12 protein-coding genes are annotated in these 16,840 nt (G+C 69.8%); 8 read left to right on the top strand and 4 right to left on the bottom strand.

The features are described from left to right. The first annotated feature begins 45 nt into the window (after nucleotides 1–45). Nucleotides 46–1,431 carry a cellulose binding domain-containing protein gene (locus tag ACH34W_RS00200; protein ID WP_395958561.1) on the top strand — a complete coding sequence of 462 codons (1,386 nt, stop codon included), beginning with the start codon at nucleotides 46–48 and terminating at the stop codon, nucleotides 1,429–1,431. 37 nt (nucleotides 1,432–1,468) lie between these two features. On the opposite strand, the gene ACH34W_RS00205 is transcribed toward ACH34W_RS00200, so the two are convergent. Beyond that, nucleotides 1,469–4,492: a glycosyl hydrolase gene (locus ACH34W_RS00205; RefSeq protein ID WP_395958562.1), complete on the bottom strand. Its 3,024-nt coding sequence runs from the start codon at nucleotides 4,490–4,492 to the stop codon at nucleotides 1,469–1,471. A gap of 154 nt (nucleotides 4,493–4,646) precedes the next feature. Continuing rightward, nucleotides 4,647–5,549, bottom strand: a complete 903-nt coding sequence (locus ACH34W_RS00210; protein WP_395958563.1) for a pectate lyase — start codon at nucleotides 5,547–5,549, stop codon at nucleotides 4,647–4,649. 149 nt (nucleotides 5,550–5,698) lie between these two features. Between ACH34W_RS00210 and ACH34W_RS00215 the strand changes: the two genes are divergently transcribed. Continuing rightward, nucleotides 5,699–6,760, top strand: coding sequence for an SGNH/GDSL hydrolase family protein (locus ACH34W_RS00215; RefSeq protein WP_395958564.1), 1,062 nt, complete (start codon nucleotides 5,699–5,701; stop codon nucleotides 6,758–6,760). Between the two features lie 7 nt (nucleotides 6,761–6,767). Here ACH34W_RS00215 and ACH34W_RS00220 read toward each other — a convergent pair whose 3' ends face one another. Then, nucleotides 6,768–7,622 (bottom strand): hypothetical protein, encoded by an 855-nt coding sequence (locus ACH34W_RS00220; protein ID WP_395958565.1) that lies wholly within the window; start codon nucleotides 7,620–7,622, stop codon nucleotides 6,768–6,770. Further along, a complete protein-coding gene (locus ACH34W_RS00225) occupies nucleotides 7,622–8,188 on the bottom strand; it encodes a SigE family RNA polymerase sigma factor (RefSeq protein WP_395958566.1) in 567 nt (188 codons plus the stop codon). Before ACH34W_RS00225 ends, ACH34W_RS00220 begins: the two co-directional genes overlap by 1 nt. Nucleotides 8,189–8,641: 453 nt before the next feature. Here ACH34W_RS00225 and ACH34W_RS00230 point away from each other — a divergent pair, with 453 nt between their 5' ends. The 6 genes from ACH34W_RS00230 to ACH34W_RS00255 are packed head-to-tail and all read left to right on the top strand — an operon-like array spanning nucleotide 8,642 to nucleotide 16,782. After that, on the top strand, nucleotides 8,642–9,931 hold the full coding sequence (locus tag ACH34W_RS00230; RefSeq protein ID WP_395958567.1) for an extracellular solute-binding protein: 1,290 nt from the start codon (nucleotides 8,642–8,644) through the stop codon (nucleotides 9,929–9,931). Between the two features lie 5 nt (nucleotides 9,932–9,936). Continuing rightward, entirely contained in the window at nucleotides 9,937–10,863 is a 927-nt protein-coding gene (locus tag ACH34W_RS00235; protein WP_395958568.1) for a carbohydrate ABC transporter permease, read from the top strand. After that, nucleotides 10,860–11,741 carry a carbohydrate ABC transporter permease gene (locus ACH34W_RS00240; RefSeq protein WP_395958569.1) on the top strand — a complete coding sequence of 294 codons (882 nt, stop codon included), beginning with the start codon at nucleotides 10,860–10,862 and terminating at the stop codon, nucleotides 11,739–11,741. Before ACH34W_RS00235 ends, ACH34W_RS00240 begins: the two co-directional genes overlap by 4 nt. Continuing rightward, nucleotides 11,742–14,111, top strand: coding sequence for an alpha-xylosidase (gene yicI, locus ACH34W_RS00245; RefSeq protein WP_395958570.1), 2,370 nt, complete (start codon nucleotides 11,742–11,744; stop codon nucleotides 14,109–14,111). Further along, complete coding sequence (locus ACH34W_RS00250; RefSeq protein ID WP_395958571.1) at nucleotides 14,111–15,514, top strand: GH1 family beta-glucosidase; 1,404 nt, start codon at nucleotides 14,111–14,113, stop codon at nucleotides 15,512–15,514. Before yicI ends, ACH34W_RS00250 begins: the two co-directional genes overlap by 1 nt. Then, nucleotides 15,511–16,782, top strand: a complete 1,272-nt coding sequence (locus ACH34W_RS00255; RefSeq protein ID WP_395958572.1) for an MFS transporter — start codon at nucleotides 15,511–15,513, stop codon at nucleotides 16,780–16,782. The genes ACH34W_RS00250 and ACH34W_RS00255 overlap by 4 nt, the downstream gene beginning before the upstream one ends. Nucleotides 16,783–16,840 lie beyond the last annotated feature (58 nt).

Here is a 16,840-nt window from a genome sequence, read left to right on the forward strand (position 1 = left end):
GCGAACAGCGGATGAGCCCCGGCGCGCCGGGCATAAGGTCCCCGTATGGTGAGCTCCGGCGATTCCCTCGGCACGCGCTACCGGCTGGTCGCACCCCTCGGCCACGGAGGCATGGCGACCGTCTGGCGCGCGCTCGACGTCGTGCTGGACCGCGCCGTCGCGGTCAAGATTCCGCGCGAAGACTGGCCGGACGAGTTCAAGCGGCGTTTCCGCGAGGAGGCGAAGGCCGCCGCACGGCTGAATCATCCCAACATCACCGGTGTGCACGACTACGGCGAGGAAGACCAGCCGTACGTGGTGATGGAGCTGCTCGAAGGGGAAAGCCTCTCCGCCCGGCTGGCGGAGGAGGCGCTGCCCTGGCAGGAGGTCGCAGGCATCGGCGCTCAGATCGCCGACGCACTGGCGGCGGCGCACGCGCTCGAGGTGGTGCATCGCGACGTCAAGCCCGCGAACGTCTTCCTCACGCCGACCGGAGTCAAGATCCTCGACTTCGGCATCGCCTTCGTCTCGGCGAAATCGGCGGCGGAGGCGGACGGCCTTCTTCTCGGCACGCCCGGCTATATCGCCCCCGAACTGCACGCCGGGGAGGAGCCTGCCTCGAGTGCGGACGTCTACTCCCTCGGCGTGACCCTGCTGGCGGCGCTCGCCGGCCGGCCGGCGGTGAGCGCCGAGGATCTCCCTGCGCTGGACGTCCCCGAGCCGATGGCCCGGCTCCTCCGGCGCTGCCTGGAAGAGACGCCGGAGGAGCGTCCGTCCGCAGCCGAGGTCGCGGCCGATCTCCGGCGTGCCGCCGGGCTGCCCGACGTCGTCGTTCCCGGCCGGCGCCCCGTTCCGGTGAACGGTGGTGACCCGGCCCCATCGCCGGTCAAGACGACCAAGATCCTTGACGAGCCCGCGCCCGCGTTCGCGCCCATGCCGGGGCCGGGCGCCGAGCCAGCCTCCGAACGAGGCGTGCCTCACGGGCGGGCACTACTGATCGCCGCAGCCGTCATCGTCGCGCTGGGCCCGCTCGCCCTGCTGATCGGTCAGCTCCCAGGCACAGGCGGCGACGGCTCCTCTACGGTGCCTCCAGCGGCCTCCCGGACGCCCCAGGCGGCCGCACCACCACAGTGCGCGGTGGCCTACTCGGTCAACGGGCAGTGGCCGGGCGGCTTCCAGGTCGAGGTGCGGATCACCAACATCGGCGGCTCGGCCATCGAGGGCTGGCGGCTCGCGTGGGCGTTCTCCGGCGACCAGCGGATCACCCAGCTCTGGAACGGGGGACGGGAGCAGGTGGGCAACGAGGTGACGGTGACCGCCGCCGACTGGAACCGGACCATCCAGCCGCGCGGGACGGCCCAGTTCGGCTTCCTTGGCCAGGACGACGACGGCGCCCACCGTAAGCCCACGAGATTCACGCTGAACGGCACCGAGTGCCGCGGGACAGCGTGACCGTGTGATCGCGTGACGACCCCCTCCACCTGGCGGCTCAGCGGATGCTGATCGCCCGTTCGCCGTACGGGACGAGCCGTACGGGACCCGTCAGGCCGTACGGCTGACGGGCAGCGCCGCCGTAGACGCCGGGGTCGGACACGCGGAGCCGGTTGTTGAGGGTGGTCGCCACCTCGATCTCGATCGTGTTGGTGCCGCGCCGCAGGTAGGGGCCGACATCGACGACGGGCGCGAAGAGGTTCACGGGTGGCAGTCGCCGTCCGTTGACCGTGACCCGGCAAGTGTCGAACACCTCACCCAGTTCCAGGTAGGCGCCGGACCAGGCCGCGTCCAGATCGACGGTCGTGATGTAGCGCCCGAGGCCCGAGACGTCGGCCAGCTCCGGGATGTCCGGCCAGGGTTTGAGACCGTCCAGCGCCAGATCGTGGTGGACGATCTCGGTCTCGGATGCGGTGGCGCCGGGACGGAAGTCCTCCACCTTGAGCCTCCAGCGGGCCGGGGTCAGCGGCGCGGGCAGCGGGCCGATCGTGGTGCGGACGGTCCGGCCGGTCGAGAAGCTCGTCGTGAACGTCCCGGCGGTGGTGGACCGGATCACCGGGCGTGCTCCCGCGTACCGGATCTCGGGGGCGTCCGTCGCGGTGGCGTGGGGGACGGCGGGAGCGGTGCGGCCGGGACGCGCCAGCACGATGATCGTCGCCTCGGCGGGACGCAGGGCGACGCGGAGGGTGACCCGGTCGCCGTCGGCCCGGTACACGGCGACGCGTTCCATCTCGCCGGTCCAGGGATCCAGCCGGTGGGGCACCGCCCGGCGGTCGGTCCGGGTCAGCGTGACGTCGTGGTCGATGGCCGCGACCGGCGGCTTGACCGTTTCGGCGTGCTTGCCGTTGACCAGGTAGTAGTGGTCCGCGTGGTGCTGGTCCGAACCGCGTACGACCCGGTGCGCGTTGAGCAGGGTCGAGCTCGCCGCGTACTTGACGTCGGGTGTGACTCCGAGCGCGGCGAGGGCCCCGGGCACGTCGGCCTCGGCCGCCACCCGGCGCACGGTGGGCCGGGCGAACAGCTCGGCGAGGACGGCTCGCAGCCGCTCGTTCTCGCCGTCCGCGGGCACGCCGGGAACGGTGGCGGCGGACCAGTCGCCGAGGAAGACCAGCGGCAACCCCGCCTTGGTGAGCTGGAGGAGCCGCCGCGCGGTGGCCAGCGGGAGGGTGCGTTCCATCCCGGTGAACCGGTCACCCTCGATGAAGATCGCCTTGTACGCGGGCCCACGGGGTGCCAGGCGCCCCCCGGAGACGGTCGCGCTGGGCAGATCGAGCAGCGGCGCGCTGATGAACTGGTGGGTCCAGCCGAGCGGGATGCCGGCCGCGGTCACCCAGGCCGCGCCGATGCCGGTCTTGGTGTAACCCTTCTGCCGGAAGACCGCGATGTCGATGCGATTCCGCCCGGTCTGCATGGTCTGGTGGACACGGCCCAGGTACGCGGCGATGTCAGGGGCGTGCCGCCAGGTCGGCTGGCGCGGCCCCCACGACTCGGAGTAGCCGACGGTGCCGTTGTACGGGGTGAACGCGGCGAAGCCGGGCCACGCGACGTCCGGCGCGGTCGCGTAGGAGAAGCCGTGCAGGACGGTCTGGTTGAGCCCGGCGGCGTAGGCACCGCCCATGGTGCGCAGCAGCTTCTTCCACGTGGTGTTGTACGCCCCGCCCTGGTATGCCCCCGCCTCGCAGGACAGGACGGTGCGTCCCGCCATGTCACGGCCGCCGGCGAGCGCACGGTAGTCGTCGAGGTTCCGGAAACCGAGTGACTCGCCTTCGGGGACATCGACGATCGAGGCGCTCTCGATCGCGTCGGTCTCCAGGCCGTACGGCTGGGCGCGCATTTCCAGGCCGAGGGAGTGGGCCCACTTCGTCAGGGCCCTGAAGTGGTGCTCGTTGAACAGATCGGAGACGGTCAGCCAGAAGTCGTGCCGGACCTGTGCGGTGATCTTCGCCTCGTAGGCGTACACGGCGTTCTCGTTCTTGCGCACGATCACCGGGAGAAAGGGCCACAGCGCGTAGCCGCGGCGCTTTTCGAACTCGGCGGGAAGGCCGGGCGTCCAGTTGAGGGCCTTGGTCTCCAGTTCGATGGAGTCCTCGAAGAGCGCCCCGCCCGCCTGCCGGAGCAGACGGCGGATCTTCGGGGTGAGCAGCCTGGACTCCCAGAAGTCCGTCACGGCCTTCGTCCCCGCCGCGCTGAAGTGGTCGACCACCACACAGTCAGGGGCGGAGTGCGGTCCGGACTCCGGCCGCTGCCCGCTGCCGCGCCGCCAGTACGACAGCAGGAGCCAGTCGCCGCCGGGCGTGCCGCCCGGACCACCGTCGGCCGGTGCGGTCCACTCGATCGCGCCGTCCCGGACCCGTGACGTGAGGTCCTGCCACGAGGTGCGGGAGAGCCCCGTCTCCTTGCGGGTGGAGTTCGCGGTGTCGATCCGTACCGCGTGCACGGCCTCCAGCCGCCGGGCGGTCACACCGGTCGCGGGCGCGCTGACGGGCTCGGGCACCGGGCCGCTGTAGGCCTGGCCTGCGGTGACGGTCACGGTCCCGTACGCGAGCTCGTGGATCGCCGCCGGGCTGTCGGGTGTGAGGGTGGGGACGGCGGCGGGCCAGGCCGGGCCGATCGTCAGGTCGACCGTGATGCCGCGCCGCTTCGCCTGGTCCAGCGCCGCCTCGACGCCGGCGTTCCAGGCCGGTCCGCCCCAGCCGTGGCCCGCCGGGTCGAGGACGGACTTGTCGCGGATGCTGTGGTGCACGGCCACGATCTCCGCACCGCCGAACCCGGCGTCGGCGATCTGGTCGATCTCCCGCCGGATCTCGCGCGGGTCGACCAGCCCGTCCGGCCACCACCAGCGGAAACGAGGCCGGAAGGCGGTACCTGGCCGAGTGAGGCCGGTGGGCGCGAACGTCCGCGCCCCGGCCTGCGTCCCGGCCTGGGCCGGAAGGGCCTGCCCCGGAAGGGCGGGGGCCAGCAGCGCCCCCGCCCCCGCGGCTGTGCCGATCTGCAGAACCCGTCTGCGGCTGAGGTCGGTCAAGGCGTACCTCCACGAGCTCTGATGTCACCGACATCGTGAAAACGTTTTAACTCCTGCTCGCGGAGGACCTTAGATGTGAGCCAGAGCACGCGTCAAGAGCTCCCTGGTCACTGCCAGGGAGCTCTTGACACGTTTTAATCGATCTAGCAAGGCCTCACTTGTAGGTGATGGCCGAGGCGGAGTAGCGGCAGTGCTTGCCGTCCGCACCACTGCCGGTCTTCTTCGGCTCCTTGCCGGAGCTGTTGCCGGTGAACCGGTCGCAGATCGAGATCTTCTTCTTGGCGGCGCCGTAGATGGTGATGCCGCGCAGCGTGGCGGTGTCGCCGTAGTTGGTGTTGACGCCGACGATGGCCTTGCCGGGCGCCCGCACGGTGATCTGGTCGAGCACGATGGTGCGCTTGTACTGCTTGGAGCAGTTGCCGCAGGAACGGACGAGCTTGCCGAAGTTCTGCACCTGGAACTTGGTGACCGTCAGCTTGCCTGCGCCGTTGAACTGGAACACCTTGTCGGAGGCCTTGCGGGCGCCCCCGCCCCGGACGAGGTAGGTGGCCGAGGCGGACTTGCCCTTGAAGCTGGCCGCGTCCTCGCCCACGTCCTCCCACCAGACGTTCTGGAGGGTGCAGGTGCCCAGGCAGTGCACGCCGTCCGCGGCCGGGGCGCCAATGATCACGTTCTTCAGCACGGCGCCGTTGGCGAGCTTGAACAGGGGGTCCTGGCCCTCGTCCTGGCCGCCGCCGCCCAGCTTGCCAGTGCCGTAGAAGCGCTTGAGGCCGCCGTTGTAGGTGCCCTTGACCGGAATCGTGGCACCGACGGGCCGTGGCCCCTTCGCCTTCGGCCACGATCTCGGCACGGCCGCCACCTTTGGCGCGGCGACCACCTTTGGTGCGGCGGCCACCTTCGGCGTGGCGGCCACCTTCGCCTCGGGCGCCTTCGCCTGGGCTGCCTTGGTCGCGGTCGTCTGCCGGGGCGCGTCGGCCCCGCAGCCCGCAGTCGCGAGGGCCAGCCCGGCCGCGAGGGCGGTCACGATCCACCGGCCCGCCGCTCGTTTGGTCGCCATGCGTTTCCTTCCGTTCGTTCCGGGGTTATGTGGCCCTAGTCGTTCTGGTGGGGGCGGAAGGTTGCCGTCTGAATGAGATTGAAAGCATTGGTTGACGCAGGTCCGGTCGAACTCTAGCGTGAGGTAAGCGCTTTCCGGAGGGAGGTCACATGACCGGTCATGTCCTGGCGGACGGGATCGTCCGCGTCGAGGGCGCTGTGGACGTCGAACGCCGCTCTTTGACTGTCGAACAGGGTGACGGATTCGTGCGGCCGTGGCGGTTGCCGGTCGACGACCTGGCCCTGCACCATCCGGATCTGGTCGGCATGGCGGCAGGCCCGTGCGGCGTGCGGCTGTGCTTCCGTACGGCGGCCACCCGCCTCGCCGTGGACGTCGAGCCCGTGCCGCCGCCGGACTGCGATCCCACGCTCATGGTCTGGTACGACCTGGTGGTGGACGGCGAGCTGTACACCACGCACGCGGGCGGCCTCGAACGCGAGTCCCTGGAGTTCGAAGGGCTGCCGGACGGCACCAAGGACATCGAGCTGTGGCTGCCGCACGTGCCGGGAGTCAGGATCGGCGCGGTCCACGGTCTGGACGGAGCCATCGAGCCACCTGGTCCAGACGAGCGGCCCCGCTGGATCGTCTATGGCAGCAGCATCACGCACGGGCTGGAGGCGACGCCGTCGTGCACCTGGCCCGCGGTCGCGGCGCGGCTGCTCGGCCGCCACCTCACCAACCTGGGGTACGCGGGGCAGTGCCATCTGGATCCGCTGGTGGCCCGTATGATCGCGGAGCTTCCGGCCGACCACATCACGCTCAAGGTCGGCATCAACATCCACAACAAGGCGTCCTTGCGGGAACGCACCTTCGCCCCGCTCGTGCACGGCTTCCTCGCCACGCTCCGCGACCACCGGCCGGACATCCCGATCACCGTGGTGTCGCCGATCATCAGCCCGGAGCGGGAGACCACCGCCCACACCCGTGCCGATCGCCCGGACGGCGTCTTCGAGGCCGAGGGCGATCTCACCCTGCAGATGATCCGCGATCTGCTCGCGGAGGCAGTGGCGCTGCGCCGGGCCCGGGGTGACCGTTCCCTCGCCTACCTGGACGGGCGTGAACTGCTGGGCAAGGACGACGCCGGCCGCCTGCCCGACGGGCTGCACCCGGACGCGCTCGGTCTGCGGCTGATGGGCGAGCGCTACGCCGCCCTGGCCGGTGATCGGAAATGACGAGCGATCAGAAATGACCCGAGAGCCGCGCTTCCTTGTCTCCCGCCGTGGCGGTCACGGTGAAGGTGTCCTTGCGGGGGTCGTGACCGGCTCCCCGGTTGTACTGGGCTGCCAGGGTGTGCGTGCCCACCGGCACCGACCGGCCCGCGCGCAGCGTCCACCGGTAGACGACGTCGTCTCCGGCGTTCTCAGTGGAGATCTCGAAGTCGCCGGCGGGGAGGGTCAGCCACGAGCCGGTGGGGGACACCTTCCCGGTCCGGGCGATCCGGATCGTCACGGCGAGCCGGTCCAGCGGCTGCCGGACGTTCAGGACGATGTTGTGCTGCGCCCAGTAGGCCGAGCTGTTCGGGTCGAGCGACGCCGTGGCCGCCACGGCGCCATCGGACGTGACCGGTGCGCGGGTCGACTTGGAAGTGGGGCTGGAGGCAGGTGACGACGAGGATGAGGTGGCCGTGCCGCCCGGTCCGGGGCGCGGGTCGCCGCCGCCATCCGTGGGCTTGGCGGCACCCGGTGATGACGGTTCAGCCCGGGGCGTGCCGGTGCCTTCCGCCACCGGTACGACAGGGGTCCCGTCCGGACCGGTGACCCGCATGGCGACGGCGGACCCGATCGCCGCCGCAGTGGCGACCGCCGCTGCGGCCACCCGCAGGCCGACCCTGCGGCGCCGCCGGATGCCGCCGCCGTGCGGTTGGGCCATGGCGGACTCCACGCGCGCCCAGATGACCTCCTCGCTGGGATCGTGCCGTTCAGATTCAGAACGCAGCACGTCCCGCCATCGGTCGAAGCTCCCGGGCGTGGGCTCGTTCTCCGGCGTGGGACCGTTCCCCGGCGTGGGCTCGTGCTCCCCGTCGCGCCCCCGCATCACGTGTCCTCCTTCGGTTGCTCGTCCCCCTGCGCGGCGCGGGTGATGATTTCCTCGACCGCGTCGCCGTGCCCCCGCAACAGCTTCTCCAATTCGGCGACTCCCCGCGAGGTCTGGCTCTTCACGGTCCCCACGGAAATGCCCAGAACACGGGCGGTCTCCTGCTCTGACAGGTCGAAGGCCAGCCGCAGCACGACACAGGCCCGCTTGCGCTCGGGCAGCCGCTGGAGCGCGGCCCGGACATCGACCACGGCGGAGACGTCGGGGCCGTAGGTGTGCTCGTCGGTCGACGCGCCGAGGAGGGAGAACTTGTCGCGCTCACGCACCAGAGTGCGGATCCGGGAGCTGGAGAGGTTGACGACCATCCGCCGTACGTAGGCGAGCGGCTGGTCGGCGTCTCGCACGCGGTCCCACCGGTGCCAGGCGGCCGCAAGCGCGTCGGCGGCCAGATCGTCGGCGGCGTCGGGGTCGCCGAGCATGAGGTAGGCGAGCCGGGCCAGTTCACGGTGGTGCTGTTTGAAGAAACGGTGGAACTCCGCACGGTCGGCCTCGTCCCGCGACCTCAATGGGAGCGCTCCCCGTTCTGTTGCGGCCCCACTGTCACTGCCTTCACTGGGATTACCTCGGGTGCTGGTCCGCACCGGAGGACGAGGGTAACAGCGAGCATCGGATGTGTCGTCAGAAACGGGGCCGAAGTCCCATCTTTCACCCGGGACCTGGCCGTCTAGGGACGATCCGCCCAGAGTATGAGTGCTCGCCATGCCGGATAGTCGCCCCGGGGTTCCGAAAAGGTTGCCGTGGTGGACGGGCGATGCCATGGGAGCGTTCCCACTCAGTCCGCGCTGGTCGGACGGTGTTTCCGCAGGTGATCATCACTTCCCTATTGTGCGCTGGATCACCCCCGGTCTACGATCCTGGCAATCGAAGCGCTTCGACAATCCCTGCCGGGGGTTCGGGGAGCGCGGCGCCGGGGACACGACCACCCCAAGAAGGAAGTCCCATGTTGCAGAGGAATCCCCATGTTCAGAGGTAAGGGCACAGCCCTGCTCGCGGTGCTCACCGCGGGGGCGATGGCGCTGACCGCCTGTGGCGGAGGCGACGACGACAGCGGTTCGGGCGGCAAGGAGCTGCGGCTCTGGCACTACGAGGCCCCCGACAGCGCCATGGGCGTGGCCTGGGCACAGGCCATCAAGGAGTTCGAGGCCACCCACCCGGGCGTGAAGGTGAAGTTCGAGGAGAAGGGCTTCGAGCAGATCCAGAAGACGGCGCCCATGGTCCTCAACTCCAAGGACGCACCCGACGTGCTGGAGTACAACAAGGGCAACGCCACCGCCGGGCTCCTGTCCAAGCAGGGCCTGCTCACCGACATCTCCTCCGAGGTGACCAAGCGCGGCTGGGACAAGCTGCTGAGCCCCAACGTGGCGGTGACGTCCAAGTACGACGCCAAGGGCACCATGGGCGGCGACAAGTGGTTCGGCATCCCCAACTACGCCGAATACCTGCTCGTCTACTACAACGAGGACCTGTTCAAGAAGAACGGCATCAAGGTCCCCACCACCTACGCGGAGTTCACGTCCGCGCTGGACAAGTTCGTCGCCAAGGGCGTCACCCCGCTGACCAACTCGGGCGCGGAGTACATGGCGCACCAGTACCTCTACCAGCTGGCGCTGACCAAGGCCGACCGTCCCTGGGTGGACAGCTTCGAGCGCTACACCGCGAAGGCGAACCTCAAGGACCCCGCTTGGACGTACGGGGCGACCACGTTCGCCGACTGGGTGAAGAAGGGCTACATCGCCAAGAACTCCGTCAGCACCAAGGTGGAGGACGCCGGCACCGCGTTCATGAGCGGCAAGTTCCCCATCATGTTCTCGGGGAGCTGGTGGTTCGGCCGGGTCCAGAAGGACGCCAAGTTCACCTGGTCCACCTCCAACTGGCCCGAGGCGAAGATGAGCCCCGGATCGGGCGGCAACCTCTGGGTCGTCCCCAAGGGTTCCAAGAACAAGGACCTCGCCTATGACTTCATCGACATCACGATGAAGAAGGGCATCCAGAACGCGCTCGGCAACGCCGGCGGCATCCCGGTCGCGGCCGACCCTGCGGCGATCACCGACGCCAAGACCAAGAAGCTGATCGAGGGCTTCACCACCCTCGCGAACAACGACGGGCTGGCGTACTACTCCGACTGGCCGGTCACCGGCTTCTACGACAAGTGGGTGTCGGAGACGCAGAAGCTCATGAACGGCAGCGCCACGCCCGACAAGGTGCTGGGCACGCTGCAGCAGACCTACGACAGCGGTCTTCCCAAGTGACCACTGTGACGACGAAGGCAGCAGCCCGGACGGGTCGGGGACGGCGGGAACGGCTGGCCTACCTGCCGTACCTGATCCCCGGGCTGCTGCTCTTCACCGGTGTCATCGGGGTGCCGTTCCTGATGAACATCTACACGAGCCTCACCGAGTGGCAGGGCGTCGGCACGCCCAAGTGGATCGGCCTGGACAACTACTCGGAGCTGTTCAAGGACGGCGAGTTCTGGGCCTCGTTCCGGCACAACGCCCTGATCATCGTCGGCATGGCGATCATCCCGACCGCCCTCGGGCTCGTGCTGGCCGCCCTGCTGACCGATCTGATCGACCGTCACTTCGGCTCGCGCGTGGCCAGCGTGCTGCGGGCCTGCATCTACATGCCGCAGGTGTTGCCGATCGTCATCGGCGGCATCGTCTGGAGCTGGCTGCTGGCCCCCGAAAACGGCGCTGTCAACGAGCTGCTGAAAGCGGTGGGCCTGGGATCCCTGGCCCATGACTGGCTCGGCGACCCGAACACCGCGCTCTACAGCGTGATGGGGGTCCTGGTCTGGATCCAGGTCGGCTTCCCGCTGGTGGTCTTCATGTCGGGGCTGCAGCGGGTCGAGCCCTCGCTCTACGAGGCCGCCGAGATCGACGGAGCCTCCTGGGCGCGGCGCTTCTGGCACGTGACGGTGCCGCAGATCCGGCCGGAGATCTTCGTGGTGCTGCTGTGGACCACCATCGCCGCCCTGAAGGTGTTCGGGCCGATCTACGTCCTCACCAAGGGCGGCCCGGGCGGGGCGACCAACGTTCCGTCGTACTACTCGTACACGAACTTCTTCGACAAGACCGACGTCGGTTACGGCTCGGCGATCGCCACCGTGCTGACCCTGATCATCGTCGCGCTCACGGTGGTGTTCCTGCGCTTCCAGGGCCGTGATCTGGAGGAGGAACGGTGACCGCGATCACCGCCAAGCGAACCTCGGAACGGGCCGCGCGCCCGCGCCGGCGGCGGCGCCGCGGACCATCGGCCTACGCGGTCCTGGTCGGGCTGGCGGCGCTGGCCGGGATCATGCTGATCCCGTTCGTGGTGGTCGTCTTCAACGCCCTGAAGACGCCCGAGGAGTACACCGAGAGCGGGCCGCTGGCACCGCCCGGCGGCCTCCACTTCGACAGCATCACCGATTTCTGGGAACGGGTCGGCTTCGGCCAGGTCCTGCTCAACAGCGCGCTGATCAGCGGGTCGGTCGCGATCCTCGCGGTGCTGCTGTCGGTGTTCAACGCCTACGCCCTCGGCATCGGCCGGGTGAAGGGCCGCATGTGGGTGCTCGCGCTGCTGCTGCTGGCCAACACGCTGCCGCAGGAGGCGCTGGTCTACCCCCTGTACTACCTGGCCAAGCAGGTCGACCTGTACGACACCCGGATCGCTGTGATCATCGTCTTCACGGTCATCCAGAGCGCCTTCGGCACCTATCTGCTGTCCTCGGTGCTCGGCACGTTCCCGAAGCCCCTCCTGGAGGCCGCGCGCATCGACGGTGCGAGCCGCTGGCAGATCCTGTGGCGCATCGTCGTGCCGAGCGTGCGGCCGACGCTGGCGGTGCTGATGGTGTTCTTCTTCATCTGGACGTGGAACGAGTTCCTCATCCCCCTGGTCTTCCTGGTCTCGCAGGACAACCAGACGGTCTCGGTGGCACTGGGCGTGCTCCAGGGGCAGCGGATGATGGACGCCACGATGTCGAGCGCGGCGTCGCTGCTCGGGCTCATTCCGACCGTCGTCTTCTTCCTGATCTTCCAGCGCACCCTGGCGCGCGGACTCACTGCGGGAGCGATCAAGTAAATGAAGTTCAGCGACGGCTACTGGATGATGCGCGAGGGCGTGCACGCCGTGTACCCGGCCGAGGCGTTCGACTGCGTGACCGGGCCCGGCTCGTTCACCGTGCACGCGCCGGCCGAGCGGATCCGCCACCGCGGCGACCTGCTCAAGGGCCCGGTCGTCACGGTCTCGTGCGCGTCTCCCATGCCCGACGTCATCGGCGTCACCATCACGCACTTCGCGGGTGAGCGGCAGCTCCGGCCGGAGTTCGAACTCCTCGCCGACGGCGCGAGCGGGGCGACCGCCGAGCTGGACGACGACGCGGTGACACTGACCTCGGGCGCGCTGTCCGTCCGGGTCAACCGCGGCGAGGACTGGCGGGTCGACTTCCTGGCCGAGGGGCGCCGGCTCACCGGCAGCGGGTTCAAGGGGATGGCCGTCATCGACACCGACCCCGTTGACGGCACAGCCCGCCACTACGTGCGCGAGCAGCTCGACCTCGGCGTGGACCACCACGTGTACGGGCTGGGCGAGCGGTTCGGACCGCTGGTCAAGAACGGGCAGGTCGTGGACGCCTGGAACGCCGACGGCGGCACCAACAGCGACCAGGCCTACAAGAACGTCCCGTTCTTCCTCACCGACGGCGGGTACGGCGTGTTCGTCGACCATCCGGGGCGGGTGTCGTTCGAGGTGGCCTCCGAGGTGGTGACCCGCACGCAGTTCAGCGTCGAGGGGCAGTCACTCCGGTACTTCTTCATCTACGGGCCGACACCCAAGGAGATCCTGCGCAAGTACACCGCGCTGACGGGCCGCCCGGCGCGCCTGCCGGACTGGTCGTACGGGCTGTGGTTGTCGACCTCGTTCACCACGTCGTATGACGAGGAGACGGTCTCGTCGTTCATCGACGGGATGGCCGAACGCGACCTTCCGCTGAGCGTCTTCCACTTCGACTGCTTCTGGATGCGCGAGTACAACTGGTGTGACTTCGAGTGGGATCCGCGGGTGTTCCCCGACCCGCCCGGGATGCTGCGCCGGCTGAAGGACCGCGGCCTGCGGATCTGCCTGTGGATCAATCCGTACATCGGGCAGCGCTCGCCGTTGTTCGCCGAGGGCAAGGCCCGCGGCTACCTGCTGAAGCGGCCGAACGGCGACGTGTGGCAGTGGGACAAGTGGCAGCCGGGATGCGCGGTGGTCGACTTCACCAACCCCGAAGCGCGCGAGTGGTACGTGGCCAAGTTGGACGCGCTGCTCGACATGGGTGTCGACAGTTTCAAGACGGACTTCGGCGAACGCATCCCGACCGATGTCGTCTACTACGACGGCTCCGACCCGGAGCGCGCGCACAACTACTACACGTACCTCTACAACCAGGCTGTCTTCGAGCTGCTGCGCAAGCGGCGGGGTGAGGGCGACGCCGTCGTCTTCGCCCGCTCCGCCACGGTCGGGTCCCAGCGCTTTCCGGTGCACTGGGGCGGCGACTGCGAGTCGACGTTCGAGGCGATGGGGGAGAGCCTGCGCGGAGGGCTGTCGCTGGGGCTGTCGGGCTTCGGCTACTGGAGCCATGACATCGGCGGTTTTGAGGGGACGCCCGACCCGGCGCTCTTCAAGCGGTGGATCGCCTTCGGCATGTTGTCCTCGCACAGCCGCCTGCACGGCAGCCACTCCTACCGCGTGCCGTGGGCGTTCGACGAGGAGTCGGTGGACGTGCTGCGGACGTTCACCAGGCTCAAGATGCGGCTCATGCCCTACCTGGTCGGCGCCGCGCGGCAGGCGTACGAAGGCGGGACGCCCATGATGCGCGCGATGGTGCTCGAGTTCCCGGGCGACCCGGCCTGCACCCATCTGGAACGGCAGTACATGCTCGGCGACGACCTGCTTGTGGCCCCGGTTCTGGACGAGAGCGGGGAGGTTTCGTACTACGTGCCCGACGGCGTCTGGACGCACTACCTGACCGGCGAGCGGGTGCGCGGCGGCCGGTGGGTGAGGGAGCGGCACGGCTTCGAGAGTGTGCCGCTGCTCGTCCGGCCCGGCGCGGTGATCCCCGAGGGAGCCGTCGCGGACCGGCCCGACTACGACCACGCCGAGGGCGTGACGCTGCGGGTGTACGAGCTGGCCGACGGCGCCGCCGTGACGACCGAGATCCCCGCCACGGACGGGACCACCGCCGCGTCGTTCACCACTTCCCGGAGCGGTGCGGCTGTCCGCGTCACGGCGGGCACGGGCGAGGGCACGGCGGCGGGCACGGGTGAGGACACGGCTGATTGGAACGTTCTGCTGGTCGGCGTCCGCTCGGTGTCCGGGGTGTCGGGCGGGGACGCCGAGGCGCATGAGCAGGGCACCATGATCCGCGCGACCGGCGGCTCGGTCGAGATCACCCTGGCCGAGGAGGGCTGATGGTGTTCCCGGAAGGCTTTTTGTGGGGCGCGGCGACCGCCTCGTACCAGATCGAGGGCGCGGCGAACGAGGACGGGCGCGCGCCGTCGATCTGGGACACGTTCAGCCATACTCCCGGCAGGGTCCTGGACGGCGACACCGGCGACGTGGCGGCCGACCACTACCGGCGGTGGCGCGAGGACCTCGCGGCGATGGCCGAACTGGGGCTGGACGCGTACCGATTCTCGATCTCATGGTCGAGGGTGTTGCCCGAGGGCACGCATGGGCCGCTCAACCGCAAGGGCGTCGACTTCTATTCGCGGCTCGTCGACGGGCTCCTGGAGCACGGCATCGCGCCGGTCGCCACCCTCTACCACTGGGACCTGCCGCAGGACCTGGAGGACGCAGGCGGGTGGCCGGTGCGCGACACCGCGTTCCGCTTCGCCGAGTACGCCGAACGGATCGGGGGCGAACTCGGCGATCGCGTGCAAATGTGGACGACGCTGAACGAGCCGTGGTGCTCGGCGTTCCTCGGCTACGCGTCCGGGGTGCACGCCCCTGGCCGCACCGACGCGGCCGCCGCGCTCGCCGCCGCCCACCACCTCAACCTCGCGCACGGGCTGGCGGTGCGCGCGCTGCGCGGCGTCGTGTCGCCGGACGCGCGGCACTCGGTCACGCTCAACCTGCACCACCTGCGGGGCGAGCCGGAGGCCGTGCGCCGGGTGGACGCGGTGGCCAACCGGGTCTTCCTCGGCCCGATGCTGGGCACCGGCTACCCCGCCGACCTGCTGGAGGACACCGCGTCGATCACCGACTGGTCGTTCGTCCGTGATGGGGACGCGGAGACCTGCGCCCCCTTGATCGACGTCCTTGGCGTGAACTACTACCAGCCGACCCTGGTCTCGCTGGGACCCTCCTCAGCTGAGCCGGGGGCCGACGGGCACGCGGTCAGCGAGGCAACGCCGTTCGTCGGCTGCGAGGACGTCGCGTTCCTGCCGCAGGAGGGGGAGCACACCGCGATGGGCTGGGTCGTCGACGCGACCGGCCTGGACGAGATGTTGCTCCGGCTGCACCGCGACTATCCCGGGCTGCCCTTGATGGTCACCGAGAACGGCGCGGCGTTCGACGACACGGTGGACGACGACGGCCGGGTGCGGGACGAGCGGCGCGTCGCCTACCTGCGCGATCACGTCGCGGCGGCCGAGCGGGCGCTCGACGCCGGGGTGGACCTGCGGGGCTACTTCGCCTGGTCGCTGATGGACAACTTCGAATGGTCCTACGGGTACTCCAGGCGGTTCGGCATCATCCACGTCGACTACGCGACGGGCACGCGCACGTGGAAGGACAGCGCGTTCTGGTATCGGGACCTGATCACCACGGGCGGGCCCGGATGTGTCCGAAGCCGGGGAGCCAGAAGCCAATGAGCCGGAAGGCCGTGGGCGGGAAGGGCGTGCGCGGGAAGGGCGTGGACGGGAAGGGCGCGGGCCTTAGGTCGGGGAGGCGGAATCTCTCCGGCGCGGCGGCCGTCGGCGCTCTGGCGGTCGCGGCCTTCTGCTACGGCTCCACCGAGACCCTCCCGATCGGCCTGCTGCAACTCGTCGCTGCGGACTTGCAGACTTCGCAGACCGCGGTGGGGATGCTGGTGACCGGCTACGGGCTGATGGTCGCGGTGGTGTCGGTGCCGCTCACCCTGGTGGTGGGCCGGGTCGACCGGCGGCGGCTCATGCTTGTCGTGCTGGCGGTCTTCGTCGCGGCGACCGCGGTGACAGCCGTCGCGAACTCCTACTGGGTGCTGCTCGCGGCCCGGATCACGACGGCGCTCGCGCACGCGGTGTTCTGGCCGGTGGCCGTGGTGGTGGCCGCCGGGTTGCTGGCCCCGGAGATCCGGGGGAGGGCTGCGGCGTTCGTCTTCACCGGGGGATCGCTGGCGGTGGTGCTCGGCGTCCCGGCCGGGACCTGGCTGGGGCAGCAGGTGGGCTGGCGGTGGTCGTTCGCGGTGCTGAGCGTGCTCGGCACGCTGGCCCTGGCCGCCACCGCCGCGTTGCTGCCCGCCACGCCGCCGGGGGAGAGCCATGCCGACACCGCCACTGCTCCGGACCGCCGCCGCTATCTGCTCCTGGTCGCGGTGACGGTGCTCACGGTGGCCGGCACGTTCACGTTCTTCACCTACATCACCGCCTTCCTCACCGAGGTGAGCGGCGTGCCGGAACACGCGATCAGCGTTCTCCTGCTGGTGAACGGGGTGGCGGACATCATCGGGCTGGCCTGCGCGGGAGCGCTGGTCGACCGGGGGCCGCGGGCGATGCTCGGGGTCGCCGCCGCGCTGCTGACGGCGGCGCTCGCGATGTTGTACGTGGCGGGCACGACACCGGTGATGGCGGCAGGGGCCCTCGTGCTGCTCGGGTTGGGCCTGCCCGCGCTGGCCACTGCCATGCAGGCACGGGTCCTGGAGACGGCACCGGGCAGTACCGATGTCGCCTCGGCGGGCACCTCGGCCGGATTCAACCTCGGCATCGGCGGCGGAGCGCTCCTCGGCGGTCTCCTGCTGCCGGTCGCGGGTGCCCGGTCGACGGCTCTCGCGGGCGCCGTGCTGACCGCCGCGGCGCTCGCTATCGTGCTCGGTGAGCCCGCGATCGCAAAGCGTTCCGGCCTGAAGGAATTACCGGCAAGATGGCCCGGATGTTCTGGCTGAACGGCATTGTGTCCGCGATGTGACACACTTATCATTCACGTAATCGAAACGCTTCAAA

The sequence above is a fragment of the Actinomadura sp. 6N118 genome (assembly GCF_044326415.1).
Classification (GTDB): Bacteria; Actinomycetota; Actinomycetes; order Streptosporangiales; family Streptosporangiaceae; genus Spirillospora.

Coding starts and splice junctions, on each gene's coding strand:
- ACH34W_RS00200 (WP_395958561.1), top strand. CDS start 46: ATGGTGAGCTCCGGCGATTCCCTCGGCACGCGCTACCGGCTGGTCGCA.
- ACH34W_RS00210 (WP_395958563.1), bottom strand. CDS start 5,549: ATGGCGACCAAACGAGCGGCGGGCCGGTGGATCGTGACCGCCCTCGCG.
- ACH34W_RS00215 (WP_395958564.1), top strand. CDS start 5,699: ATGACCGGTCATGTCCTGGCGGACGGGATCGTCCGCGTCGAGGGCGCT.
- ACH34W_RS00220 (WP_395958565.1), bottom strand. CDS start 7,622: ATGCGGGGGCGCGACGGGGAGCACGAGCCCACGCCGGGGAACGGTCCC.
- ACH34W_RS00230 (WP_395958567.1), top strand. CDS start 8,642: ATGTTCAGAGGTAAGGGCACAGCCCTGCTCGCGGTGCTCACCGCGGGG.
- yicI (WP_395958570.1), top strand. CDS start 11,742: ATGAAGTTCAGCGACGGCTACTGGATGATGCGCGAGGGCGTGCACGCC.
- ACH34W_RS00250 (WP_395958571.1), top strand. CDS start 14,111: ATGGTGTTCCCGGAAGGCTTTTTGTGGGGCGCGGCGACCGCCTCGTAC.
- ACH34W_RS00255 (WP_395958572.1), top strand. CDS start 15,511: ATGAGCCGGAAGGCCGTGGGCGGGAAGGGCGTGCGCGGGAAGGGCGTG.